Origin of the sequence: Dactylosporangium sp. NPDC000521, assembly GCF_042898305.1 — a bacterium.
In the GTDB taxonomy this organism is placed as follows: Bacteria; Actinomycetota; Actinomycetes; order Mycobacteriales; family Micromonosporaceae; genus Dactylosporangium.
This window is the reverse complement of record NZ_JBIAYW010000002.1, coordinates 919,346-942,104: the sequence shown is the minus strand read 5'-3', so window position 1 is coordinate 942,104 and position 22,759 is coordinate 919,346. Positions and strand designations below refer to the sequence as shown.

Sequence of the window (22,759 nt, the reverse complement as noted above, 5' to 3'; positions counted from 1 at the left end):
CGGGTGACGACCTCAAGGGCGCCCGGATCGGCAGTGACCGAGCGGGAACACGACGTCCTCCGCCTGGTCGCCGGGCATCTGACGAATCTCGAGATCGCTGCGCGGCTCTCGTTGTCGGTGCGCACCGTCGAGTCCCATGTCTCCTCCCTCATCCGCAAGCTCGGGGTGTCCGACCGGCGCGGCCTGGCCCGGCGGGCTGATGAGCTCGACCTGCTGCGTCCGAAGCGTCGCCATGGCTGGCCCAGCCCGGCCAACCTGTTCGTGGGTCGTGACCGCGAGACCGCCGCGTTGCGCATCCGCCTGAAGGACCACCGGCTGGTGACCGTCACCGGGCCCGGCGGGGTCGGCAAGACCCGGTTGACGACCCATGCGGTGCAACAGGTCGCGCGTGACCGGCCCGACGGTGCCTGGTTCGTCGATCTGAGCCAGGTGGCGACCCCGCAAGCAGCCGTGCCTGCCATCGCCGCGACCGTCGGGGTGGTCGAACAGCCCGGGCAGTTGCTCGGCGACACGCTTTCGGAGGTGTTGAGCCGGGCCGACGGCGTCCTGGTGCTCGACAACTGCGAGCATCTCCTGCCCGAGGTGGAGACCTGCGTGGCACGGCTCGTCGGGGACTGCCCCCGGCTCACCATTGTCGCGACCAGTCGCGCGCCGCTTCGCGCACCGTACGAGTGGGTCTACGAGCTGCCTGGTCTTTCGGCGGACGACGCGGTCCGGCTCTTTCGCAGCCGTGCCGAGGCCGCGGGCGGCATCGTGCCGGACGACCCCCGGGTGGCCGAGCTGTGCCACCGGCTCGAGGGGATGGCTCTGGCGATCGAGCTGGCGGCAGCTCGGTACCCGCTCCTCGGCCTGGACGGTCTGGCGGCGGCGCTCGCAGATCCGCTGCGGCTGCTGGGCTCCTCGGAAGGGGCACGGCAGCGTTCGTTGCGAGCCACCATCGGCTGGAGTGTCGACCTGCTCGACGACCAGGCCCGCGCGATGTTCGCTGCCCTGTGCGTCTTCGCCGCGCCGTTCACGGTCGCCGCCGCGCACGCGGTAGCCGGCCCGGACCACGCGGTCGCCGCCGCGGCGCGCGTGCTCGCGACTTTGGCCGACCAGCACCTTCTGTACGTGGAGCTCGGCAACCCGACGAGGTACCACTTCCAGGAAGTCGTGCGCCAGTTCGCCGCGGAACTGCTGGCCGATGCCGCCGGCGAGGTGCAACGGCGCCACGCACGGTGGACGGCCGCCGAGCTGACGTCGCTGGCTTCCTCAGCGCACGACGACACCTGGTGCGCCAGGTTCGACCTGCTCGCGGTCGAGGTGCGCGCGGCGCTCGCCCGTCCGGTCAACGGCAGGGACCTGGGCGAGCGCTTCGCCGAGGAGCTCGTGCAGCGCGGCCGTCTGGAGGAGGCGCAGCGCCGCTTCGAGACCCTTGCGGCCACCGAGGCCACGGACGCCCACGACCGGATACACCTGCTCCGCCAGGCCGCCGCGGCCGCGGCAGCGCGGCTGGTGGGAGACGACGCGCTCCGGCTGCTCGACGAAGCCGCTGAGGCCGCCGCGGTGGCAGCGGATCCTGGTGCGGCCGCGGATGCGCTCGGGTGGTCGGTGATCTACGCGGCGTTCCACCCGGGAATCATGGCCGACCCGCCCGAGCGGACCGACATCGAACGTCGTCTCGCCGAGGCGCGGCGCCTGGCGCCGGCGGGGTCGGCAGCCGAGGCGACCGTCGACGTCGCGAGCGCCACGTGCCTGCCCCACGACCATCCTGGGTCGGCGGCAGCGGGCCGCCTCGCCGCCGATCGGGCGATCGCGGCCGGGCTGCCCGTCGTCGCCTCCGCCGCCCTCGACCGCGTCTGCGCCAGCCAGCTGCACCGTGGCGACTACGCCGGCGCGCTCGCCGCGGTGCGGGCCCGCGGCGTGCTCATGGATCCGCAGCCGTTGAGCGCTGCCACGGCCTACGCCTTCAACGACTACCTGCTGATGGGCTGCGAGGTCTCACTGGCTGCCGGCGATCTCCGTGGCGCGAAGGGCTACGCCGAGCGCCTGGCCGTGCTCCCGTGCTACCGCGAGTATGTCCACCCCGCGCTGGCTCGCCGGCTCCAGGTCGACGCGCTCACCGGCGACCTGACCGGAGGGGCCGAACGGGGTGAGCGCTTCCTGAGCTCCTGGGAGCGGGCAGGCAGCCACCGCGCCTCGACCCTCGCCGTCGGTGCCTACGCGCTCGCCCTGGTCCACGGGCTCCTGGGCGACGACCACCGACGTGAGGTCTGGCGGAACGTCACTGAACGCCTCCGCGACCGTCCGATGACGTCGACGGACGGCCCGGCCATCGGGTGGGCTCCGACCTTCGACGCCTGGCTGCTGCTGCATCGCAACCAGCCCCACGAGGCGTTGGCCCAGCTGTCCGTCGATGTGCACGACGCGACATGGAGCACGAGCCCGACCTTCCTCGTGTGGCGACCGTGGTACGCCGCCGCGCAGGCCGAAGCGGCAGCACTCACCGCGGCCCCGAACCTGGACCAATGCCTGGCGTCGGCCACCGTCGCCACCCGCGGCAACCCCGTGGCCGCCGCGCTCGTCCGCCGTGCCGGAGCCCTTGCGCGAGGTGACCACGAGGAGGTGGCCGCACTCGCGGCAGCCTTCGACGACCTCGGCGCGCTCTACCAGCGAGACCGCAGCCGTCAACTCGGCCGGTGACGGCGGAGCCGACGCTGCTACGTCGTTGCGCACACGGACATTGATTGTCTGCCGAGCGCGGTGACGACGTGGCAGGCCCCGACGCCGAGCAGCGCCACCGTCATCACCCACCGGTGCGCGGCGCCGAGCCCGGCGAGCGCGCTGATCGTGTCGCGGAGCGGGTCGAAACGTGGCTGGAGCGCCGCGGCGACGCTCCAGCCGCCGATGAGCAGGACCGGTGCGGTGGCCGAGGAGACCACCGCGGACCACCGCACCGAGTCACGCATGCCAGCAGTATGAGGCGTCAGGACCCCCAGGCCTCCAGCTCCCACAGCGAGTAGCCCCACTGCGTCCCGCGCTGGGTGCCGTTGACCCGCAGGTAGCGGCCGGAGCCGTTGACGGTCACGTCGTCGATGCCGCCGTCGCCGGTCGTCGTGGTGTAGATGTTCGTCCAGGTGGCGCCGTCCGGCGAGGTCTGGATCTGGTACGCCTTGCCGTACGCCGTCTCCCAGTTGAGCCGCACCCGCGTGATCGTCCGGGTGGCGCCGAGGTCGAGCCGGATCCACTGCGGGTCGCTGTAGGCGCTGCCCCAGCGGGTCGCGGTGTTGCCGTCGACGGCGTTGGCGCCGGCGTGCGGGCTGCCGGACTCGACGGACGACACCGTCACCGGGCAGTTGCGGCACAGCGACTGCGGACCGGTGCTCGCCGGCGTGCCGTACACGCTGAGGTCCCAGATCGAGTAGCCCCACTGCGTGCCGCGCTGGGTCTGGTTCACGCGCACGTAGCGGCCGGTGCCGGTGAGGGTGACGTCGTCCACGCCGCCGTCGCCGGTGGTCGTGGTGGAGACGTTGGTCCAGGCGGCCCCGTCCGGCGAGGTCTGGATCTGGTACGCCTTCGCGTAGGCGGCCTCCCAGTTGATCCTGACCCGGTTGAGGTTGTACGAGGCGCCGAGGTCGACCTGCAGCCACTGCGGGTCGGCGTGGACGCTGCCCCAGCGGGTCGCGCTGTTGCCGTCGACCGCGTTCGCCGCGACGAGCGTGCTGTTGGGCTCCACCGACGACGCGGTCGCCGTCTTGCCGCGGGCGATGTCGGTGGCCGGCTGGCTGCCGTCGGTCCTGATCCGGATGTTGCGGTAGAAGATGTCGGCGCCGGCGCCGTCGTTCTGCACGCCGATGTAACCGGACTGGATCGCCCGGGTGCTCGTGTAGTCGTTGATCTTCACGCCGTTGAGCCAGATCTCGACCCGCTGGCCGTGCACGCCGATCTCGTAGGTGTTCCACTGCCCTGGCGCGTTGAGGGCGGCGGCGCGCAGCGCGGTGTCGGGGGCCTTGAAGCTGTAGACGCTGCCGGTGGTGCGGGTCGGGTCGGCGTCGGTGGCGTCGATCTGGATCTCGTGACCGGCGTTCACCGGACCCCAGGGGTCGCCGTTGGGGTCGGGGAAGCCGATGAAGACGCCGCCGTTGTCGTCGCCGGGCATCTGCCAGTCGACCTTCAGCGAGTAGTTGGAGAACTGGCTCACCGGGTACCAGAGCAGCCCCATCCCACCGAACGAGGTGAGCGTGCCGTCGGCGAGCGTGAACCCGCCGGGGCCGGCCTGCCGCCACTGGTTGAGGCTCGCCTGGCCGCCGTCGAACAGCGCCTGGTAGCCGGTCTCGGGGCGGCAGTCCGCCTGGACCTGCCCCGCGGCCCACTTGATGCCGCCGAGGAGGTGGGCGGTGAAGTTCGCCTCGGTGTAGGACGCCTCGGTGTGGCCGAGTCCGGTGTACCAGCTGCGGCCGCCGTCGAACTGCTTGCACCACGAGATGGGGTGGTCGCCGGCCATCGACCCGCCGCTGTAGCTGCCCTCGTCGAGGCTCATGAGGACCTTGGCGGTGCTGCGGGGGTTGGTCTGGTAGTTGTACCACTCGTCGGTGCGGGTCCAGGTCTGCGGCAGGTGCGCGGTGGCCGCGTGCGCGCGGTCCTCGACCCTGATCGTCGCCTGCTGCTGCGCCGGGTGCGAGCTGAACCAGGCGCCGACGAGGTTGCCGTACCAGGGCCAGGTGTACTCGGTGTCGGCCGCGGCGTGCACGCCGACGTAGCCGCCGCCGGCGCGGACGTAGGACTCGAACGCGGCCTGCTGGCCGGCGTCGAGCACGTCGCCGGTGGTCGACAGCCACACGACCGCCTTGTACTGGGCGAGGTTCGCGGTCGTGAACGCGGCCGCGTCCTCGGTCGCGTCGACGGCGAAGTTGTTCGCGTTGCCGAGGGCCTGGACGGCGGCGATGCCGTTGGGGATCGAGCTGTGGCGGAAGCCCGCCGTCTTGGAGAAGACGAGGATCTTGTACGCGGGGGCGGCGGCCGCGGGGGTGGCCGCACCACTCGCGGCGAGGACGGCGGCGACGGCGGCCGCCGCGATCAGTTTCCGAACAGGTCTACGCACGGGACGTGCTCCTTCCGGATGGATCGCGGGCCTGTGCGGGACCGTCGCGATCGCGGGGAGGGAGGAGCGCGCCGAACGCACCTTCCGTTGCTTCTGCCAGAACTTTGCCCCGGACAAACAAAAGTGTCAATGGGTCACTTCAGTCGTGCACGACTTAATCGCGTGCTACCGTTCTGGACGTGAGGGATGTCCTGGCACTCGACCAGCAGGTCTGCTTCGCGTTGTACACGGCCTCGCGGGCCGTCACCGCGCGCTACCGGCCACTGCTCGACGAGCTCGGCATCACGTACCCGCAGTATCTGGTCCTACTCGTGCTCTGGGAGCGGGACCAGCGGACCGTCAAGGAGATCGGTGCCGCCCTGCGGCTCGACTCCAGCACCCTGTCGCCGCTGCTCAAGCGCCTGGAGGCGGCCGGCCTCGTCACGCGGGCGCGCCGCGCCGACGACGAGCGGTCCGTCACCATCCAGCTCACCGAGGCCGGCGCCGCGCTGCGCGAGCGGGCCCGGGACGTCCCGGCCAGGCTCGTCTGCGACGGCGGGCTCGGCGTCGACGAGCTCGACGAGCTCCGCGAAACCCTGGTGCGCCTCACCGGCGCGCTCACCGACCTGCATGGAGGCCCTCCTGATGGCAGTCCTGTACACCGCTGAGGTCACCGCCACCGGCGATGGCCGCGACGGCCACGTCACCAGCACCGACGGCATCATCGACGTGGACGTCGCGGTGCCGAAGGAGATGGGCGGCGCCGGCGGCGCGACCAACCCCGAGCAGCTGTTCGCGGCCGGCTATGCGGCCTGCTTCCACAGCGCGCTGCGGCTCGTCGCCCGCCGCGCCAAGGCCTCCGTCGAGGGCAGCAAGGTCAATGCCCGGGTCGGCATCGGGCCCAACGGCAACGGCGGCTTCGGGCTCGACGTCACCCTGACGGTCGCCCTGCCCGGCGTCGAGCGGGAGGTCGCGTGGCAGCTGGTCGAGGCGGCGCACCAGGTCTGCCCGTATTCCAACGCAACCCGCGGCAACATCGACGTCAAGCTGGAGCTCTCATGACGACCAGCAGCAAGGTGTGGCAGCTCGCCGCCCGGCCGGCCGGCTTCCCGACGCCCGAGGACTTCCGCCTCGTCACCGAGGAGCTGCCCGCACCCGGGCCCGGCCAGGTGCTGGTGCGCAACGAGGTCATGTCGGTCGACCCCGCGATGCGCGGCCGGATGAACGACGTGCCGTCCTACGTGGCGCCGTTCCAGCTCGACGCGGCCCTCGACGGCGGCGCCGTCGGCACCGTTGTCGCCTCGGAGAGCCCCGACGTCGCCGTCGGCGACAGCGTGCTGCACGGGCTCGGCTGGCGCGAGTACGCGCTGCTCGACGCGAAGCACACCCGGGTCGTGGACACCACGATCGCGCCCGCCTCGGCGTACCTGGGCGTCCTCGGCATGCCGGGGCTCACGGCGTACGCCGGACTCCTCGACGTCGCGAGGATGCGGCCCGACGAGACGGTCTTCGTCTCCGGCGCCGCCGGGGCCGTCGGCACCCTGGTCGGGCAGATCGCTCGGCTGCGGGGCGCGCGGCTGGTGATCGGGTCCGCGGGGTCGGCGGAGAAGGTCCGCTACCTCGTCGACGAGCTCGGCTTCGACGCCGCGTTCAACTACAAGGACGGCTCGATCCGCACCCGGCTCAAGCAGCTGACGCCCGACGGCATCGACGTCTTCTTCGACAACGTCGGCGGCGAGCAGCTGGAAGCGGCGCTCTTCCGGATGAATCTGCACGGCCGGGTCGCGATCTGCGGTGCGATCTCGCAGTACAACAACCCCGACGCGACCGGCATCCGCAACCTGACGCTGCTGATCAGCAAGCGGATCACCATGCAGGGGTTCCTGGTGCTGGACCACTGGGGGCGGCGGCAGGAGTTCGTCGACGAGATGTCCGGCTGGCTGCGCGAGGGCAAGGTGAAGGTCGCGGAGACGTTCGTCGACGGGATCGACCACGCCGTCGACGGGTTCCTCGGCATGCTCCGCGGCGAGAACGTCGGCAAGATGATCGTCCGGCTCACGTGAGCGGGTTCGCGGAGCTCGCGCTCGCCGCCGGGCTCGCCCACCCGCGCGCCCGCCGCGCGGCCGGGCTCGCCGCCGCAGGCTTCTTCGCGGCGGTGTTCCCGGCCGACGTGAAGATGGCGGTCGACCGGCGAAAGGCGCCGCCGGCCCGCCGCGCGATCGCCTACGGCCGGCTGCCGCTGGTCCTGTGGGGTTGAAGGTGGCGCGGAAAGCGCGTATTCAGTAGCAGGGTGATGGTTACCGCACGGCTGGTGCTGCGCCGCTGGCGCGACGAGGACCGGGTGCCGTTCGCGGCGCTCAACGCCGACCCCGAGGTCATGCGGTTCTTCCCGCGGCCGCTGACCCAGGCCGAGAGCGACCAGTTCGCCGACCGGATCGAGGCCGCGTTCGACGAGCACGGCTACGGGCTGTGGGCCGTCGACGCGGCCGAGGCCGGTGGCTTCGTCGGGTTCGTCGGGCTGTTGTGGCAGCGGTTTCCGGCGCACTTCACGCCGGCCCTGGAGATCGGGTGGCGGCTGGCCCGGCACGCCTGGGGGCGCGGCTACGCGACGGAGGCGGCGGTGGCGGCGCGGGACTTCGCGTTCCGCCCCGTCGCCGACCCGGCCGGCGGCGCCGGCATGGACGAGATCGTGTCCATGACCACGCGGACCAACGCGCCCTCGCAGGCGGTGATGCGGCGGATCGGGATGACCCGCGACCCCGCGGACGACTTCCTGCACCCCAGCCTGGCGCCGGACCACCCCCTGGCCCCGCACGTGCTGCACCGGCTGCGGCGGATCTAGCGGTACCGGCTACCGGTACAGGCGCAGGTGCAGCTGGAAGGCGACCTCGGTGAAGCGGATCGTCGGCGGGCGCAGCGCCAGCAGCTGCCGCTCGAGGACGACCTGCAGCTCGCGCGGCGGCGCCTCCGGACGCGCCATGATCCGCACGCCGACGGGCCGCGACGGGCCCAGGCGGAACTCGACCATGAGCTCCTCGGTGCCGTGCCGGACCCCGGTGAACGCCCGGTCGACGATCCCCCGCGCCCGGTCGATGAAGTCGCCGAGCTCCGCCGCCGTCGTCGCCCGCCGCAGCTGCTCCTCCGGCGTGAGGAGCACGATCCGGCCGCGGTCCACGTGCCGGAGCGTCCGGCCGTCCGCGACGTCCGGGCCCGCCTCCTCGGCGCGCGGCGGGTGGTAGATGGTGAGCTCGCCGGTGCGGTACCGCTCCCCGGCGTTGTGGTCGCCACCGGCGTCGTCCGAGGGCCACTGGCCGCCCGGGCCGGGCCGCACCGCCGTCAGCTGGCGCGTCGCGGGGCCCGGGCGGGGCGCCAGCCGCAGCGCGAGGGTGCTGACCGCGCCGGCGGGCAGGCCGATCTCGATCGAGCGGCCCGCCTCGACCGCCTGCCGCAGCCGGGCGTACATCGCGCCGGTCAGCAGCACCGCGAAGCCGTCCTCGACCTGCCGGGCGGTCGGCTCGGCGGTGCCGCGGACCAGGAGCAGGAAGTTGCAGCCGATGCGGGACGAGCGCTCGCCGCCGGGCGCCACGATCGCGGCCGGGCCACGCTGGCCGGGGGCCCACACGTAGGTCTGCGGGACGTCGGCGAGGCCGGGCAGGAACGCGCACACGTCGTCGGCCTCACGCAGCGCCTCCTCGAACGCCTCCAGCTCCTCGTCGGCGCCGCCGATGTAGGAGGTCGGGTCGCCCGCGGTGATCGTCAGCTCCAGCCGGTCGCCGATGTGCACGACCCGCAGGAACGGCAGGTTGTAGGCGGGCGCCTTCGACAGCATCGTCGCGGCCCGGAACTCGGCGTCGTCGACGACCGGGGCGCGGCCGGGGCGGAACCACCAGGGGTACGGGTAGTACCGCTCCTGCGCGCCCAGCAGCGACAGGACCCGCGCGTGGCCGAAGCGCTGCACCACCGCGGTCTCGCCGGCCAGCAGCGGCAGCGCGACCAGCGGCGGGCGCTCGAAGCGCACCGTCGACGGGATGTCCTCGGGGGCGGCGGCGTACACGAACCCGGTGACCCGGCCGTCGCTGTCGATGCCGGGCTGGTTGAAGACGCTGACGTCGCCGGCCTCCACGAGCCTGCCCTCGGCGGCGAGCCGGTGGACGGTGCGCGCCATCGACAGCGGATAGCCGGGGGCGGGCGCCCCGGTGCGGACCACGGCGAACACCATCTCCCGCTGCCCGTGCCGCTCCAGGCCCTCGGTCGTGTAGAGCAGTGCGGGCAGCATGCCGGAGGCCGTGCGGATGCCACCCTCGTCGATGGCGACCGACAGCTGCCGGGGGATGAGGACCTCCCGGCCGACGGGTAACGCAGAGCCCACGGGGCCGATCATCGCATCCGCGCGCAACAGTTGACCTTGCCCGAAGCCCGGGTGCCGCCCGGTGCGCCGGAAACGTCGCTGGTGGTGAGGGTGGCGCTGCACGGTGTGGGCGGGCGACGATGGTGTGATGCGGATGACGTCGGAGCCGCCGGCCGAATACGTCGCGTTCGTGTCGCGGCACCTGGAGCCGCTGCGACGCGACGCCGTGCGCGTCGTCGGCGCCGAGACGGACGCGGATCATCTGTACGGCGACGTCCTCACCGACGTCGCGACCCGGTGGAGCTGGCTGGAGCTGCAGCGCACCCGGCTCGGGCACGAGGGCGCCGCCGACGACTTCCTCGGCCGGGTCTTCGCCCGCCGGTCCGAGCGCTGGTTCACCGGCGAGGACGCGGCCGGCGACGACGACCACGAGATCCAGGTGACCGCCTGGTATCCGGACGAGCACCCGGACCAGCGCCCGCCGGCGCGCCGCGTGTACGTGAGCAACGCCGTCCGGCTCGCCCCGATGCTCGTGCCGCGGCGCAGAAGCACCGTGTTCGTCGCCGGGCCGGCGTGCGAGGCGGCGATCGCGTGGTGGCACGCCTACGAGACGATCCGGCGGCGGCGCCTCGCGTACCTCGGATTCGTGGCGATCGTGCTCCTGCTGGCCCTGGCGAGCGTCAGCTCACCGCCCCCGGCGTGACGCACGGGAGTTGAGCTGCGCGACGGCGCGCCGGGTGTGTCCGGCGTCACGGCCGCCTGACCATGCGTCGGGCGGCGCCCTCAGCGGCGTTGACGCATCCTGCTACTGTCCGCCGAGGGCCGGTTGGGGGTGACATGAGCACGACGACACGCGTCGCGGGACGCTCGGCGCGGCACGGCGCCGCACATCGCCGGATCGCGGCGGTGGCGATGGCCGCTGCCTTCGCCGGCGGCGCGCTCGGCACGCTCGCCGTCGCCCAGCCCGCACACGCCGCACCCGCCGAGGCCGACGTCGAGGCGAAGGCGGACGGCAGCGTCCAGGGCAAGGCCGGCGACAAGGCCTCCCTCGGCTTCCGGGTCGCGAACCACGACAAGGTCGACGGCGACGTCGCGGTCATCGTCAGGATCACGCTGCGGGGCAACAGCGCCCAGATCGAGAGCGCCCGGATCGACTCCCCCGGCTCCTGTGCCGTCGAGCGCAACACGGCCACCTGCCGGACGACGCTGCGGGGCGAGGCGTCCGCCAAGGGCTCGGTCCAGCTCGTCCTGCGGGCCGCCGGCGAGGCCGAGGGCACGGTCGCCATCGGCCTCGCGCCGAACCAGAGGGTCAGCGACCCGAAGCCCGGCAACAACACCGACGCCTTCAAGATCCGGGTGACCGGTGGCAGCCCGACCCCGTCGAAGTCGACGCGCGCGTCGCAGAGCGCCTCCGCCGACCCGGCCGCCACCTCCACCGAGGAGATCGCCCCGCCGGAGGCCGGCAACGGCGCGATCCCGCGCGAAGACCCGAAGACCACCCCGGTCAAGAACGGGGGCGGCCTGTCCTTCGGCTTCTGGATCGGCGTGGTGGCCATCGTCGCGGCCCTCGGCCTGGTCGGCAGCCTCTTCTACTTCCGCCGCAAGGACCGCCTCGAGCCGGACACCGGCGTGTTCCAGCTGCCGAACGCCGGCGGCGACAACCCGACCTCGGTGATCCCGCCGTACACGGGCGGGTCGACCGTCTACGGCTCGCCCGCCGCTCCCCCACCGCCGCCCGGTCCGCCGGTTCCCCCGGGTCCGCCGCCCGTTCCGGGGCCCGGGAGCAACGACCAGACGATCCTCATGCGCAGGCCCGACGATCTCTGACCGCGCCGTGCCCGCTCCGATCGGGCAGGATGGTGCGATGCGCAGCGAGCGGACCTCATCGATGCGACCGGCCGCGCTCGGCACGGCCCTCGTCTTCACCGCCAGCGGCACGCTGCTCGGCACGTGGGTGTCGCGGATCCCGGCGGTCGTCGCCAAGCTCGACGTCACCGCCGGCGAGCTCGGGCGGGCGCTGCTCGCGCTCGGCATCGGCTCGCTGCTGTCGATGCCGCTGACCGGGCACATCTGCCGGCGGCTCGGCAGCCGCACCTGGGTCGCGAGCATGTCGGTGGCGGCTGCGGTGGTCCTGAGCTGCGTGGGGCTGGCGCCCGACCTGGTGTGGCTGTCGGTGGCCCTGTTCGCGCTCGGCATGGTGTACGGGTCGTGGGACGTCGCCATGAACGTGCAGGGCAGCGCCGTCGACCAGCTGGCCGGGCGCGAGTGGATGCCGCGGTACCACGCGTGCTGGAGCCTCGGCTCGATCCTCGGCGCGGCGGCCGGCTCCCTCGCCGCGCGCGCCGGCACCGGGATCGCCCTGCACTTCACGGTGGCCGCATGCGGCGCGACCGCCGCCACGTTCGTGGGGCTGCTGCGGTACGTGGACGAGCGCTCCGGCGCGACGCCGCTGGATGCGACCGGTGCCCGGCGGCCGGGAGCCCCGGTCAGGAACCGGGCCCTGCTGCTCATCGGCGCGCTCACCCTGTGCGCGACCGTCATCGAGGGCGCCGCCGGTGACTGGCTGGCGCTGTACCTGCACACCGGGCGAGGATTGTCGGAGGCGTCGGCGGCGCTCGGCTTCTCGGCCTTCGCCGCCGCGATGACGGTCGTGCGGTTCGCCGGTACACCTGCCGCGGCGAGACTCGGCCGGGCCGGCGCGGTGCGGGCGGGCGGCCTCCTCGGCATCGCCGGCGTGCTCATCACCGTCCTGTCCCCGTGGGTGCCGCTGACCTACGCCGGCGCACTGCTGTGGGGCGCCGGCGTGTGCCTGGTGTTCCCGGCCGCGGTGAGCGCCGCCGGCGAGACCGACCGGCCGGCCGAGTCGATCGCGCTCGTCACCAGCATCGGCTACGGGTCGATCCTGATCGGCCCCCCACTCATCGGCGCGCTCGCCGACGTGGTCGGCATGGACCGGGCGCTGCTGACCCTGGCCGTGCTGGCCGCCGGCGTCGCCGTCCTCGCCCCCGCCGTCCGGGAGTCGACCGACCGCACGCCGGTCGCCCGATAGCCCTCTCCCCCACGACAGCCACGAGCCGACCCGCGCGGCACGAGACGACACAGCACGAGACGACGCAGCACGAACGACGCGGCACGAGACGACGCAGCGCGAAACGGGACGGCGCGAAACGGGACGGCGCGAAACGGGACGACGCAGCACGAACGACGCGGCACGAGACGACGCAGCGCGAAACGGGACGGCGCGAGACGGGACGGCACAGGACAGCGCGGATATGTCCGCTGCGCGAACATATCCGAAATTTCGGTTATGTCGGTTAGGAGCGGCAGGCCGGCACCACCGCTGGTCGGGGCCGCGGTCAGTCCGGCAGGGCGTCCATCGCGCGGTAGATGCGCACGTCGGAGACCGGGTAGGCGGTGCCGAGCGCCTGGGCGAACAGGCCCACCCGCAGCTCCTCGATCATCCAGCGGATCTCCCGCAGCTCGGGGCTCATCGTCATGCCGGCCACCAGCTGGTCGTACTCCCGCTGGACCTCCTGCACGGTCAGCATCCGGTCGCGGTCGCGGGCGGTGTCCGTCGGCACCTTCTCCAGGCGCCGCTCGATGCCGCGCAGGTACCGTTCGAGGTCCGGCAGCCGCTGCCACCCCGTGTCGGTGACGAACCCCCGGTACACCAGCCGCCCCAGCTGGCCGCGCATGTCGGTGAGCGCCGGCAGCAGCAGCGGATTCTTGGTGCGGGCGAGGCGCTGCTCGACGTCGTAGGAGGCGGCCAGGATCCGCTGCACGTTGCCGACGACGTCGAGGGTGAGGTCGACCAGGTCGGCGCGGACCTTGTCGCGCAGCTTCGCGAACGCCTCGCCGTCCCACACGGGGCCGCCGGCGTCGGTCATGAGCTGGTCGACGGCGCAGGACGCGCAGTCGTCGAGCAGGTCGACGGCGTTGCGGTGCGGATTGCGGCTCAGCGCGAGCTTCGCCTCGTTGGACAGCCGGCCCTGCACGAACTTCGCCGCCGGCGGCAGCGTGAGCAGCAGCAGGCGGCGGGTGCCCGCCCACATCTCGTGCCGCTGCCGGGCCGGCAGGTCGAACGCCTTGACCGCCACCGACGTGCCCTCGTCGACGATCGCCGGGTAGACGGTGATGGTGTGCCCGGCGACGGTCCGCGACAGGCTGCGCGGCAGCGTGCCGAAGTCCCAGGTGGTGCTGCCGGTGCGGGTGACCTCCGTCGCCGCCTCGGCGACCGTCTCCTGCACCTTCGGCGCCAGCCGGTCCCGCAGCTGCGGGAGGCTCTTGCTCTCGGCGAGCACCTGGCCGCCGTCGTCGACGACCCGGAACGACATCTTCAGGTGCTCCGGCACCTTGGTCAGGTCCCACGCGTCGCGCGGCACCGTCACCCCGGTCAGCCGGCGCAGCTCACGCTCGAGGGCGTCCAGGAGGTGCCCGTCGCGGACCGGCATCCCGGCGAGCGCGTCGCGGGCCGTGTCGGGCGCCGGGACGAAGTTGCGCCGCAGCGCCTTCGGCAGCGACTTGATGAGCGCCGTCACGAGGTCCTCGCGCAGGCCGGGCACCAGCCAGCTGAAGTCCGCGTCCCGGACCCGGCCGAGCAGCGGCAGTCCGATGTGGACGGTGACACCGTCGGCGTCGGCGCCGGGCTCGAACTGGTACGTCAGCGCGAACCGCTGGCCGTCCTGCTCCCACGCGTCGGGGTACTGGTCCTTCGCCACGCCGCCGGCGGTGTCGTTGACGAGCATCGCCGGGTCGAACGTGAGCAGGTCGGGCTGGTCCCGGCGGGTCTGCTTCCACCAGCTGTCGAAGTGCCGGCCGGAGACGACGTCCGGGCCGATCCGCTGGTCGTAGAACTCGAACAGGGTCTCGTCGTCGACGAGGATGTCGCGGCGGCGGACCTTGTGCTCGAGCTCCTCGACCTCTTCGAGCAGCCGCCGGTTCTCGGCGAAGAACGCGTGATGGGTCTCCCAGTCGCCCTCGACGAGCGCGTGCCGGATGAACAGCTCGCGCGACAGCGCCGGGTCGATCCGGCCGTAGTTCACCTTGCGGGAGCTGACGATCGGCACGCCGTACAGCGTCACCTTCTCCATCGCCATCACCGCGGCGGGCTTCTTCTCCCAGTGCGGCTCGCTGTAGTTGCGTTTGACGAGGTGCTGGGCGAGCGGCTCGATCCACTCCGGCTCGATGCGGGCCGCGACCCGCGCCCACAGCCGGGTCGTCTCGACCAGCTCCGCCGCCATCACCCAGCGGGGCGTCTTGCGGAAGAGCGCCGAGCCGGGGAAGACCGCGAACTTCGCGCCCCGCGCGCCGAGGTACTCGTTCTTCTCCGCGTCCTTCAACCCTATGTGCGACAGCAGCCCGGCGAGCAGCGACACGTGGATGTTGTACGGGGCGGCCGGCTCCTCGTTCGGCACCACGTCCATGTTGCGCAGCACGGACCGCAGCTGGCTGAAGATGTCCTGCCACTCCCGGACCCGCAGGTAGTTGAGGAACTCCGCCTTGCACAGCTTGCGGAACTGGTTGCTGGACAGCTCCTTCTGCTTCTCCTGCAGGTAGTTCCACAGGTTGACGTAGCCGATGAAGTCGGAGTCCTTGTCGGCGAACCTGGCGTGCTGCTGCTGCGCCTGCGCCTGCTTCTCCACGGGCCGCTCGCGCGGGTCCTGGATCGACAGCGCGGCGGTGATGACCATGACCTCGCGGACGCAGCCGTTGCGCTCGGCCTCGAGGACCATCCGGGCCAGGCGCGGGTCGACCGGCAGCTGCGACAGCCGGCGGCCGAGCGGGGTGAGCCGCTGGCCGCTCTCCAGCGCGCCGAGCTCCTCCAGCAACTGCACGCCGGCGGTGACGTTGCGGCGGTCCGGCGGGTCGATGAACGGGAACGCGGCCAGGTCGCCCAGGCCGAGCGAGATCATCTGCAGGATGACGGACGCGAGGTTGGTCCGCAGGATCTCCGGGTCGGTGAACTCCGGCCTTCCCTCGAAGTCCTCCTCGCTGTACAGGCGGATGCAGATGCCGTCGGAGGTGCGGCCGCAGCGGCCCTTCCGCTGGTTCGCCGACGCCTGCGACACCGGCTCGATCGGCAGCCGCTGCACCTTCAACCGGTGACTGTAGCGGGAGATGCGGGCCGTGCCGGGGTCGATCACGTACTTGATGCCGGGGACCGTCAGCGACGTCTCGGCGACGTTCGTGGCGAGGACCACCCGGCGGCCGGTGTGCGACTGGAACACCCGGTGCTGCTCGGCGAACGACAGCCGGGCGAACAGCGGCAGGATCTCGGTGTTGCGCAGGTCGAGCTTGGCGAGGGCGTCGGCGGTGTCGCGGATCTCCCGCTCGCCGCTGAGGAACACCAGCACGTCGCCGGGGCCCTCGGCCTGCAGCTCCTCGACGGCGTCGCAGATCGCGTCGATCTGGTCGCGCTCGTCCTCGCCCTCGTCGGGGGCCTCGATCGGGCGGTACCGGACCTCGACGGGGTACGTGCGACCGGACACCTCGATGATCGGGGCGTCACCGAAGTGCCGGGAGAACCGCTCCGGGTCGATCGTCGCCGAGGTGATGATCACCTTCAGGTCGGGGCGCTTCGGCAGCAGTTGCCTGAGGTACCCGAGGATGAAGTCGATGTTGAGGCTGCGCTCGTGCGCCTCGTCGATGATCAGCGTGTCGTACTGGCGGAGGAGCCGGTCCTGCTGCATCTCGGCGAGCAGGATGCCGTCGGTCATCACCTTGACCATCGTCTGGTCGCCGGAGTGGTCGGAGAACCTGACCTTGAACCCGACCGTGGCGCCGAGCTCGCTGCCCAGCTCCTCCGCGACGCGCTCCGCGACGGTCCGCGCCGCGATCCGCCGCGGCTGCGTGTGCCCGATCTGCCCCGCCACGCCCCGGCCGAGCTCGAGACAGATCTTCGGCAGCTGGGTCGTCTTGCCCGAGCCGGTCTCGCCGGCGACGATCACGACCTGGTGGTCCCGGATCGCGGCGAGGATGTCGTCCTTGCGCTGGCTGACCGGCAGCTGCTCCGGATAGGTGATCTTCGGTACCCCGGCCCGGCGGACCTCGACCCGCTGCTCGGCGCGCTCCACGTCGGCGCGGATGGCCTCGGCGATCGCCTGGGCGTGCGGGGACTTCTTCGCCCCTTCGATGCGGCGCCGGAGCCGGTGCTGGTCCTGCGGCATCAGCCCCGACAGGCGCGCGCGGAGCTCACGGAGCAGCTCCTGGCCGGCAGTGCTCTCGGGAGCCTTTTCCGCGTGTGTACGACTTCCGGGCCGTCTCCGGTGTTTCCTGCCGCTGTTCTTGTCGCCGCTTGTTTCGCCGCCGCCCTCGTTGCTGGGCTCGGTCACGCCGGTGGGCTGGGGCACGTCAGACATAACGCTCGCAAGGATAGGCACGCGTCGCCGCGATTGCCCGGTGATTTTCCGCTCCGCGGGTTCTGCGATTCTCGGCGGATCGCCACTTCTGCCACTACCGTCACACCCATGGCCTCCTCCCAGCCCGTGAAGCCCCGGCCCCCGAAGGCGCTGGAGCTGGCGACCGTCGATGAGGACGACCTCCGCGACGAGGGCTCCTACCGCGGGATCGGCTTCTACGACCTGGACCTGACCGGGCGCTCGGCCAAGGGCGCCGAGTTCGACCAGTGTCGCTTCAACCGGGCCGACCTGAGCGAGTCCTCCCTGGTCAAGGTATCGCTGACCGACTGCCTGGTGGAGAGCAGCAACTTCGCCAACGTGCACGGCGACCAGTCGGCCCTGCTGCGGGTGGCGGTCAAGGACTCGCGGCTGACCGGCCTGCACTGGCTCGACGGGGTGCTGCGCGACGTCACGCTCAGCGACTGCCGGACCGACCTGTCGGTGTTCCGCGCCTCCAGGTTCGACACCGTCCTGTTCGAGGACTGCAACCTGACCGGCGCGGACTTCACCGGTGCCGACCTGACCGGCGCGACCTTCACCCGCTGCGACCTGACCGGCGCCCAGTTCTCCGGCGCGAGCATGGACGGCACCCGGCTGACCGGCTGCGTCCTGTCCGGCGTGGGCGGCGTGACCAGCTTCGCGGGCGCCACGATCAGCACCGGCGACCTGGTCACCCTGTCGCACACCCTGGCCGCGGCGCTGAACATCACCATCGCGGACGCCTAGCTGGGCCACCCCAGGTCGCTGCTCTTCCGGCGGCGGGCGGTCACTTCGATCTCGATCCGCATCCGGGGGTCGGACAGCCCGCACACCTGCATCGTCGCCGCCGGGCGGACGTCGCCGAGCCACTCGCGCAGCACCGGCCAGCAGGGCTCGAAGTCTCCGGCGTCCGGCAGCAGGTACCGCACCCGCACCACGTCCGCGACCCCCGCCCCGGCCTCCCGCAGCGCCGCGTCGATGTTCACCCAGCACTGCCGCGCCTGCGCCACCACGTCGTCGGAGATCGTCATCGACGAGTAGTCGAACCCCGTCGTCCCCGACACGTGCACCCAGTCACCGTCCACGACCGCCCGGGAGTATCCGATCTCCCGCTCGAACGTCGACCCGCTGGAGATCAACCGCCGCTCACTCATGCCGACACCGTAGCGTCAGAGCACACCCAGCTGCCGCATCACGTCCACCTCGTCCGACATGACCCAGATCTCAGTGATCTTCCCGTCCTCCACGGTCAGGATGTCGGTCACCCGGATCTTCAGCCGCCGGCCGGTCGCCTCCACCCGCCCGAGCGGCGTGTCGTACGGCCCCACATGCCGCGCATGGATGAAGAAGCCGATCACGAGCCGGTCGGCGGTCTCCACCCGGTGCACCAGCTCGGTCCGCCGGTCCGCGAACGCCACCTGCATCGCCCGTGCCCGTTCCACCAGGGCGCCAGCGGTCGCCGGGGTGCCGTTCACCGGCACCGGATCGGCATACCACTGCCTGAAGTCGGCAGCGGCGTCGGTACGGCCATCGACAGGCTGATCCCACAGCGCCAGCACCGCATCGAGGTCGATGGTCTTCAATGATTTCTCCACCCCTCCACTCTGCCCGGCCCGATCGCCGCCGCTGGCATCCTTGTCGGCATGGCGTCGACATTGAACCGGCCCGGCCGGCCGAGCCGTGCAGACCTGGCCGCCGCGGCGGACAAGATCCTCCCGGACGTCATCGCGCCCGGCCTCGACGTCCTGCTCTGCGGCATCAACCCCGGCCTCTGGTCCGCCGCCACCGGCCACCACTTCGCCCGCCCCGGCAACCGCTTCTGGCCCGCTCTGCACCTCGGCGGCTTCACTCCCCGCCGGCTGCGCCCCGACGAGCAGGACCTGCTCCCCGGCTACGGCCTGGGCATCACCAACCTGGCCGCCCGCGCCACCGCCCGCGCCGACGAGCTGACCCGCGAAGAGCTCACCGCCGGCGGCGCGATCCTCCAGGACAAGGTCGAACGCTTCGCCCCGAGGTGGCTCGCCGTCCTCGGCGTGACCGCCTTCCGCACCGCCTTCGGCGCCGCACGGGTCAAGGTCGGCCCCCAGGACCAGCACCTCGCCGGCGCCCGCCTGTGGATCCTGCCCAACCCCAGCGGCCTGAACGCCCACTTCACCCTCGACGGACTCGCCGCCGAGTTCGCCGCCCTGCACCGGTCCGTCACCGCCGGCCCGGCCTGACGCCCGCCCTGTTACGCGGGCCCCACTTCCCCGGCCGGCCCCTCGAACCTGGCCGCCCGCTCCCGCAGCAGCTGGCCGAACAGCCCGCTCGGCTGCCCGCAGTCCGCGCAGACGAAGTTGTCGTCGAGCCGCGCCCCGCCACAGTGGTCGCAGGACCCCCGGTCCCGCGGGTCCTGATACGAGACCAGCGCCTCCACGAACGCCCGCGCCACCCCCGGCGAGAGCCGCACGACGGCGTCGCCGGCCGTCACCTCGACACCGCCCCCGCCGTCGCCGGGCGGCGGGTCGAACACCGCGATCCTGCGAGCGAACCCCTCCACCGCGGCCGCGACCTCACCAGCCGTCGCGCCCGGCCACCGCACCGTCATGCAGCGACCCTAACCCGCCCCTCCGGCCCGACGGGACCAGGTCGCCGGCCGCCGGCGGCGGTGTTCAATGCCGCGCGGTGTCGCCGATCGCCTGGCCCAGGATCTGCAGACCCTGGTCGATCTCCTCGTCGGTGCTGGTCAGTGGCGGCGCGATCCGGAACGTGCCACCCATCCCGGGCAGCTGCACCACGTTGACGTGCAGGCCGAGCTCCAGGCAGCGGCGGGTCACGGCGGCGCCGATCTGGTTTGCGCCGGCGCCCTCGTCCTTCAGCTCGATGCCCTGCAGGAGTCCTCGCCCGCGGACGTCGGCGACGACCGGGTGGCGGCGCTGGATGTCCAGGAGCCCGTCGCGCAGGCGGGTGCCGAGCGTCGCGGCACGGAGGTCGAGCTGGTCGCGTTCGAGGACGTCGAGGACGGTGTTGCCGACGGCGGCGACGAGCGGGTCGGAGACGTGGGTGGTGTAGAAGAGGTAGCCGCGGTCGTGGGCGCGCTCCTCGATCTCGGCGCTGGTGAGCACCGCCGCGAGGGGCAGCCCCGCGCCGAGCGTCTTGGACAGGGTGAGGATGTCGGGGACGACGCCGTCGCGTTCGAAGGCGTACCAGGTGCCGGTGCGGCACAGGCCGGTCTGTGCCTCGTCGAGGATCAGCAGCATCCCCCGCTCGCGGCACTTGCGGTGCAGTGCGGCGAAGTAGCCGGGCGGTGGTTCGATGACGCCGCCGGAGCTGAGGATCGGCTCGACGAGGCAGGCGGCGAGGCTGCCGACGGACTGGGCGTCGACGAGGTCGAAGGCGAGGTCCAGCTGCCGGCGCCAGTCGTGGGAGCCGTCCGGCGCGGTGAAGTCCGGCCGGTACGCGTTCGGCGTCGGGATGGCGATGTTGCCGGGGGCGTTCGGTCCGTACCCCTTGCGGCCGGCGCTGTAGGTCGCGGCCGCGGCGGCCTGCGTCATGCCGTGCCAGGACTTGGCGAAGGAGACGATCTCGTGGCCGCCGGTGACGAGCTTCGCCATCCGGACGGCGGCCTCGTTGGCCTCGGCGCCGGTGGTCAGGAGGAGCACCTTGTCCAGGGGTCCGCCGCCGGCCGGCGCGCCCGGCAGCGCTGCGGCGGCTTTCTCGACGGAGGCGGCGAGCCGGCGGCTGAGCTCGACGACCGGGCGGGACAGCATGCCGCTGAAGAGGTGGTCGAGCGTGCCGACCTGGCGGCGCACGGTGGCGACGATGTCCGGGTGGGCGTGGCCCAGGATGGCGCTCATCTGGCCCGAGGTGAAGTCGAGGATCGCGCGGCCGTGCTCGGTGTAGACGTAGCTGCCTTCGGCCCGGTCGATGACCTCCGGGGTGAAGGTCCCGCCGTACCGGATGACGTGCCGCCGCACGTCCTGCCAGAAGTCGTCGCTCATGGCTCGACGGTAGGCGCGCGCGTTGTCAGGCTCCAGCGCATCATTCCGCACATACTGTTCGGGACCACCGGACAACTGTTCGCGACCACCGGACAACTGTTCGCGACCACCGGGCAACCGTCCGGGACCACCGGGCAAGCGTTCGGGACCATCGGGCAGCAGGAGGCCGGCGTGCTGGATCCGTGGCGGTTGCGGCTGCTCACGTTGCTGGAGAGCCTGGGCACGGTGCGGGCGGTGGCCGGGTCGGCGCGGTTGAGTCCGTCGAACGTGTCCGAGCAGCTGGCCGTGCTCGAGCGGGAAGCCGGCGCCGAGCTGTTCGAGCGCGCGGGGCGCCGGTTACGGCTCACGCCGGCGGGGGCGGCGCTGGTCCGGCACGCGCGGGTGATCCTCGACCAGATGGACGCCGCACACGAGGAGCTGGCCGCGTTCGGCGCCGTGGAGGGTGGGCTGGCCGGACGGGTCCGGCTGGGCGCGTTCACGAGTGCGCTCAACACGTTCGTCCTCACCGCGGTGCGGGACCTCGGACGGGACCATCCCCGGCTGCGGGTCACGGTGTGGGAGCTCGACCCGGCCGCGAGCCTGGCGGCCCTGCAGCGCGGCGAGTGCGACGTCGTGGTCACCGCCGACCTCGGTGCGGGCGACGCCGCGATCGCCCAGGACGTCGTCCACACCCTCCTCGCCACCGACGAGATCATGCTGGTCACGGCCGGGCCGAGCCGCGACCCGGTGGACCTGGCCGAATTCGCGCGGCACCCGTGGAGCGTCGAGCTGCCGGGCACGTGGACGTTCGACCTCGTGACGACGGCGTGCCGGCGGGCGGGGTTCGAGCCCGGGATCGCGGGCTGCTTCGCCTCCTACGGTCCGCTGCTGGCGCACGTCGAGGCCGGCCTGTCGGTGACGCTGCTGCCTGAGCTCGCCGTCGACCCGCGGTTCCGGGTGGCCGCGCGGCCGGTCCGCGACCCGATGCGGCGCCGGATCACCGCCGCCGTCCGGCGCAGCTCCGCGGAGCGGCCCTCGGTCGCGACGGTGGTCGAGAGCCTCCGCCGCGCCGCCGCCTGACAAGGCCGGCCCGCCGGACCGGCGGCAGGACCCGGGCTACGGCCCGTCCGGGGACGCGGCGCGCAGGTGGGCCAGGACGAGCGGGTCGATGGCGTCGTCGACGAGGCGCTCCTCCAGGTTCTCCACGCCGGCCCAGCCGGCCAGGTCGGCGAAGCCCAGCGCCTGCAGCCGCTGCGCCACCTCGGCGGCCAGCGCACCCGTCAGCGGCAGCAGCGTCGCCGGGTCCGGCTTCTGGAAGTACAGGTCCCACAGGTCGATCAGGGTGCCCAGCCGCGTGACCGGGTCGGGGTCGTCGTCGACGCGCAGGTCGACCTCGACGTCGCTGAGGCCGCCGTACCCGGCACCGCGCCGGACGACGAACAGCGCCGCACTCTGCCGGCCGCGGCTGTCGCCACCGGCCCGGTCCCCGGCGGTGAGCGCCGCGTGCAGCCGCCGGGCGAGCGGGGCGGCAGGGTCGGCGAGCCACGCGGCCTCCATGTCGCGGACGACGTCCGCGCCGGTGAGGATGTTGCCCTGGATCGCGTACCCGTCGCCGGCCACGCCACCGGCCCACGGGAAGCACTCGTCGCCGGTGAACGTGGCGCCGTGCCCGGACCGGCCGACCACCCCGAGCTGCCGGGACGCGCGGCCCGGGTCGGCGGCGGTGAGCCCCGCGACGGTGCCGGCGGCCGTGGTGCCGGTGCCGAGCAGGGCCAGGCCCTGGACGCGGTACGCCAGGTTCGCGAACGACTGCGTGGCCAGCGCGCCGACGTCGGCCCGGGCGGCGGGGACGGCCGCGCCGACGGCGAGGAACTTGCTGGCCACGGCGACACCGAGGGCCTGCCCGTCAGCGGACCGCCCGACGATCGAGAACGTCATGGCGGACACCGTAACGGAACCGGCGGGACACCGGCCCGGCCGCGCCACGAACGGCCCGCCGGCGAACGTCCCGATCAGA

At 72.8% G+C, this 22,759-nt stretch carries 21 protein-coding genes; 12 read left to right on the top strand and 9 right to left on the bottom strand.

From position 1 onward, the window contains the following. The first annotated feature begins 33 nt into the window (after nucleotides 1-33). A complete protein-coding gene (locus ACFY3L_RS10010) occupies nucleotides 34-2,682 on the top strand; it encodes an ATP-binding protein (protein ID WP_389320951.1) in 2,649 nt (882 codons plus the stop codon). A 17-nt stretch (nucleotides 2,683-2,699) separates the two neighbouring features. Here ACFY3L_RS10010 and ACFY3L_RS10005 read toward each other — a convergent pair whose 3' ends face one another. Beyond that, nucleotides 2,700-2,948 carry a DUF998 domain-containing protein gene (locus ACFY3L_RS10005; RefSeq protein ID WP_389320948.1) on the bottom strand — a complete coding sequence of 83 codons (249 nt, stop codon included), beginning with the start codon at nucleotides 2,946-2,948 and terminating at the stop codon, nucleotides 2,700-2,702. 17 nt (nucleotides 2,949-2,965) lie between these two features. After that, complete coding sequence (locus ACFY3L_RS10000) at nucleotides 2,966-5,080, bottom strand: ThuA domain-containing protein (protein WP_389320945.1); 2,115 nt, start codon at nucleotides 5,078-5,080, stop codon at nucleotides 2,966-2,968. A 179-nt stretch (nucleotides 5,081-5,259) separates the two neighbouring features. Here ACFY3L_RS10000 and ACFY3L_RS09995 point away from each other — a divergent pair, with 179 nt between their 5' ends. Genes ACFY3L_RS09995 through ACFY3L_RS09975 form a run of 5 tightly spaced genes read left to right on the top strand, consistent with a single transcriptional unit; the run spans nucleotide 5,260 to nucleotide 7,901 of the window. After that, nucleotides 5,260-5,727: a MarR family winged helix-turn-helix transcriptional regulator gene (locus tag ACFY3L_RS09995; RefSeq protein WP_389320942.1), complete on the top strand. Its 468-nt coding sequence runs from the start codon at nucleotides 5,260-5,262 to the stop codon at nucleotides 5,725-5,727. Then, nucleotides 5,705-6,121, top strand: a complete 417-nt coding sequence (locus tag ACFY3L_RS09990) for an organic hydroperoxide resistance protein (protein ID WP_389320939.1) — start codon at nucleotides 5,705-5,707, stop codon at nucleotides 6,119-6,121. Before ACFY3L_RS09995 ends, ACFY3L_RS09990 begins: the two co-directional genes overlap by 23 nt. Beyond that, the gene (locus ACFY3L_RS09985) at nucleotides 6,118-7,122 is read left to right on the top strand and encodes an NADP-dependent oxidoreductase (protein WP_389320937.1); all 1,005 of its coding nucleotides are present in this window, start codon (nucleotides 6,118-6,120) and stop codon (nucleotides 7,120-7,122) included. The genes ACFY3L_RS09990 and ACFY3L_RS09985 overlap by 4 nt, the downstream gene beginning before the upstream one ends. After that, nucleotides 7,119-7,316 carry a hypothetical protein gene (locus tag ACFY3L_RS09980; protein WP_389320934.1) on the top strand — a complete coding sequence of 66 codons (198 nt, stop codon included), beginning with the start codon at nucleotides 7,119-7,121 and terminating at the stop codon, nucleotides 7,314-7,316. The genes ACFY3L_RS09985 and ACFY3L_RS09980 overlap by 4 nt, the downstream gene beginning before the upstream one ends. A gap of 36 nt (nucleotides 7,317-7,352) precedes the next feature. Further along, a complete protein-coding gene (locus ACFY3L_RS09975) occupies nucleotides 7,353-7,901 on the top strand; it encodes a GNAT family N-acetyltransferase (protein WP_389321177.1) in 549 nt (182 codons plus the stop codon). A 9-nt stretch (nucleotides 7,902-7,910) separates the two neighbouring features. Here the strand turns inward: ACFY3L_RS09975 and ACFY3L_RS09970 are convergent, their stop codons facing one another. Beyond that, the gene (locus ACFY3L_RS09970; RefSeq protein ID WP_389320931.1) at nucleotides 7,911-9,428 is read right to left on the bottom strand and encodes a hypothetical protein; all 1,518 of its coding nucleotides are present in this window, start codon (nucleotides 9,426-9,428) and stop codon (nucleotides 7,911-7,913) included. Between the two features lie 127 nt (nucleotides 9,429-9,555). Between ACFY3L_RS09970 and ACFY3L_RS09965 the strand changes: the two genes are divergently transcribed. From ACFY3L_RS09965 to ACFY3L_RS09955, 3 genes are all read left to right on the top strand, one after another. After that, a complete protein-coding gene (locus tag ACFY3L_RS09965; RefSeq protein WP_389320928.1) occupies nucleotides 9,556-10,110 on the top strand; it encodes a hypothetical protein in 555 nt (184 codons plus the stop codon). Nucleotides 10,111-10,244: 134 nt separating this feature from the next. After that, a complete protein-coding gene (locus ACFY3L_RS09960) occupies nucleotides 10,245-11,234 on the top strand; it encodes a hypothetical protein (RefSeq protein ID WP_389320925.1) in 990 nt (329 codons plus the stop codon). A gap of 37 nt (nucleotides 11,235-11,271) precedes the next feature. Next, on the top strand, nucleotides 11,272-12,456 hold the full coding sequence (locus tag ACFY3L_RS09955; RefSeq protein ID WP_389320922.1) for an MFS transporter: 1,185 nt from the start codon (nucleotides 11,272-11,274) through the stop codon (nucleotides 12,454-12,456). Nucleotides 12,457-12,763: 307 nt separating this feature from the next. Here the strand turns inward: ACFY3L_RS09955 and hrpA are convergent, their stop codons facing one another. Further along, the gene (gene hrpA / locus ACFY3L_RS09950) at nucleotides 12,764-16,765 is read right to left on the bottom strand and encodes an ATP-dependent RNA helicase HrpA (protein WP_389320920.1); all 4,002 of its coding nucleotides are present in this window, start codon (nucleotides 16,763-16,765) and stop codon (nucleotides 12,764-12,766) included. A 108-nt stretch (nucleotides 16,766-16,873) separates the two neighbouring features. On the opposite strand from hrpA, the gene ACFY3L_RS09945 reads away from it, so the two are divergent. Further along, the gene (locus tag ACFY3L_RS09945; RefSeq protein ID WP_389320917.1) at nucleotides 16,874-17,530 is read left to right on the top strand and encodes a pentapeptide repeat-containing protein; all 657 of its coding nucleotides are present in this window, start codon (nucleotides 16,874-16,876) and stop codon (nucleotides 17,528-17,530) included. On the opposite strand, the gene ACFY3L_RS09940 is transcribed toward ACFY3L_RS09945, so the two are convergent. Beyond that, nucleotides 17,527-17,937 carry a RidA family protein gene (locus tag ACFY3L_RS09940; RefSeq protein ID WP_389320915.1) on the bottom strand — a complete coding sequence of 137 codons (411 nt, stop codon included), beginning with the start codon at nucleotides 17,935-17,937 and terminating at the stop codon, nucleotides 17,527-17,529. The genes ACFY3L_RS09945 and ACFY3L_RS09940 overlap by 4 nt on opposite strands. A 15-nt stretch (nucleotides 17,938-17,952) precedes the next feature. Next, nucleotides 17,953-18,366, bottom strand: a complete 414-nt coding sequence (locus tag ACFY3L_RS09935) for an ester cyclase (protein WP_389320912.1) — start codon at nucleotides 18,364-18,366, stop codon at nucleotides 17,953-17,955. 60 nt (nucleotides 18,367-18,426) lie between these two features. On the opposite strand from ACFY3L_RS09935, the gene mug reads away from it, so the two are divergent. Next, nucleotides 18,427-19,002: a G/U mismatch-specific DNA glycosylase gene (mug, locus tag ACFY3L_RS09930; RefSeq protein WP_389320909.1), complete on the top strand. Its 576-nt coding sequence runs from the start codon at nucleotides 18,427-18,429 to the stop codon at nucleotides 19,000-19,002. An 11-nt stretch (nucleotides 19,003-19,013) separates the two neighbouring features. Here mug and ACFY3L_RS09925 read toward each other — a convergent pair whose 3' ends face one another. Both ACFY3L_RS09925 and ACFY3L_RS09920 read right to left on the bottom strand, forming a co-directional pair. Further along, complete coding sequence (locus tag ACFY3L_RS09925) at nucleotides 19,014-19,370, bottom strand: hypothetical protein (protein WP_389320906.1); 357 nt, start codon at nucleotides 19,368-19,370, stop codon at nucleotides 19,014-19,016. Nucleotides 19,371-19,434: 64 nt separating this feature from the next. Then, the gene (locus ACFY3L_RS09920; RefSeq protein ID WP_389320903.1) at nucleotides 19,435-20,763 is read right to left on the bottom strand and encodes an aspartate aminotransferase family protein; all 1,329 of its coding nucleotides are present in this window, start codon (nucleotides 20,761-20,763) and stop codon (nucleotides 19,435-19,437) included. 171 nt (nucleotides 20,764-20,934) lie between these two features. Here ACFY3L_RS09920 and ACFY3L_RS09915 point away from each other — a divergent pair, with 171 nt between their 5' ends. Next, nucleotides 20,935-21,822 carry a LysR substrate-binding domain-containing protein gene (locus ACFY3L_RS09915; protein ID WP_389320900.1) on the top strand — a complete coding sequence of 296 codons (888 nt, stop codon included), beginning with the start codon at nucleotides 20,935-20,937 and terminating at the stop codon, nucleotides 21,820-21,822. 36 nt (nucleotides 21,823-21,858) lie between these two features. Here the strand turns inward: ACFY3L_RS09915 and ACFY3L_RS09910 are convergent, their stop codons facing one another. Then, nucleotides 21,859-22,680 carry a DUF1028 domain-containing protein gene (locus tag ACFY3L_RS09910; RefSeq protein WP_389320897.1) on the bottom strand — a complete coding sequence of 274 codons (822 nt, stop codon included), beginning with the start codon at nucleotides 22,678-22,680 and terminating at the stop codon, nucleotides 21,859-21,861. Between the last annotated feature and the right edge of the window lie 79 nt (nucleotides 22,681-22,759).

Excerpts from the sequence above, each read along its gene's own strand:
- ACFY3L_RS10005 (WP_389320948.1), bottom strand. The coding sequence starts at position 2,948 with ATGCGTGACTCGGTGCGGTGGTCCGCGGTGGTCTCCTCGGCCACCGCA.
- ACFY3L_RS09990 (WP_389320939.1), top strand. The coding sequence starts at position 5,705 with ATGGCAGTCCTGTACACCGCTGAGGTCACCGCCACCGGCGATGGCCGC.
- ACFY3L_RS09985 (WP_389320937.1), top strand. The coding sequence starts at position 6,118 with ATGACGACCAGCAGCAAGGTGTGGCAGCTCGCCGCCCGGCCGGCCGGC.
- ACFY3L_RS09975 (WP_389321177.1), top strand. The coding sequence starts at position 7,353 with ATGGTTACCGCACGGCTGGTGCTGCGCCGCTGGCGCGACGAGGACCGG.
- ACFY3L_RS09965 (WP_389320928.1), top strand. The coding sequence starts at position 9,556 with ATGCGGATGACGTCGGAGCCGCCGGCCGAATACGTCGCGTTCGTGTCG.
- ACFY3L_RS09960 (WP_389320925.1), top strand. The coding sequence starts at position 10,245 with ATGAGCACGACGACACGCGTCGCGGGACGCTCGGCGCGGCACGGCGCC.
- ACFY3L_RS09955 (WP_389320922.1), top strand. The coding sequence starts at position 11,272 with ATGCGCAGCGAGCGGACCTCATCGATGCGACCGGCCGCGCTCGGCACG.
- hrpA (WP_389320920.1), bottom strand. The coding sequence starts at position 16,765 with ATGTCTGACGTGCCCCAGCCCACCGGCGTGACCGAGCCCAGCAACGAG.
- ACFY3L_RS09945 (WP_389320917.1), top strand. The coding sequence starts at position 16,874 with ATGGCCTCCTCCCAGCCCGTGAAGCCCCGGCCCCCGAAGGCGCTGGAG.
- ACFY3L_RS09940 (WP_389320915.1), bottom strand. The coding sequence starts at position 17,937 with ATGAGTGAGCGGCGGTTGATCTCCAGCGGGTCGACGTTCGAGCGGGAG.
- mug (WP_389320909.1), top strand. The coding sequence starts at position 18,427 with ATGGCGTCGACATTGAACCGGCCCGGCCGGCCGAGCCGTGCAGACCTG.
- ACFY3L_RS09925 (WP_389320906.1), bottom strand. The coding sequence starts at position 19,370 with ATGACGGTGCGGTGGCCGGGCGCGACGGCTGGTGAGGTCGCGGCCGCG.
- ACFY3L_RS09920 (WP_389320903.1), bottom strand. The coding sequence starts at position 20,763 with ATGAGCGACGACTTCTGGCAGGACGTGCGGCGGCACGTCATCCGGTAC.
- ACFY3L_RS09910 (WP_389320897.1), bottom strand. The coding sequence starts at position 22,680 with ATGACGTTCTCGATCGTCGGGCGGTCCGCTGACGGGCAGGCCCTCGGT.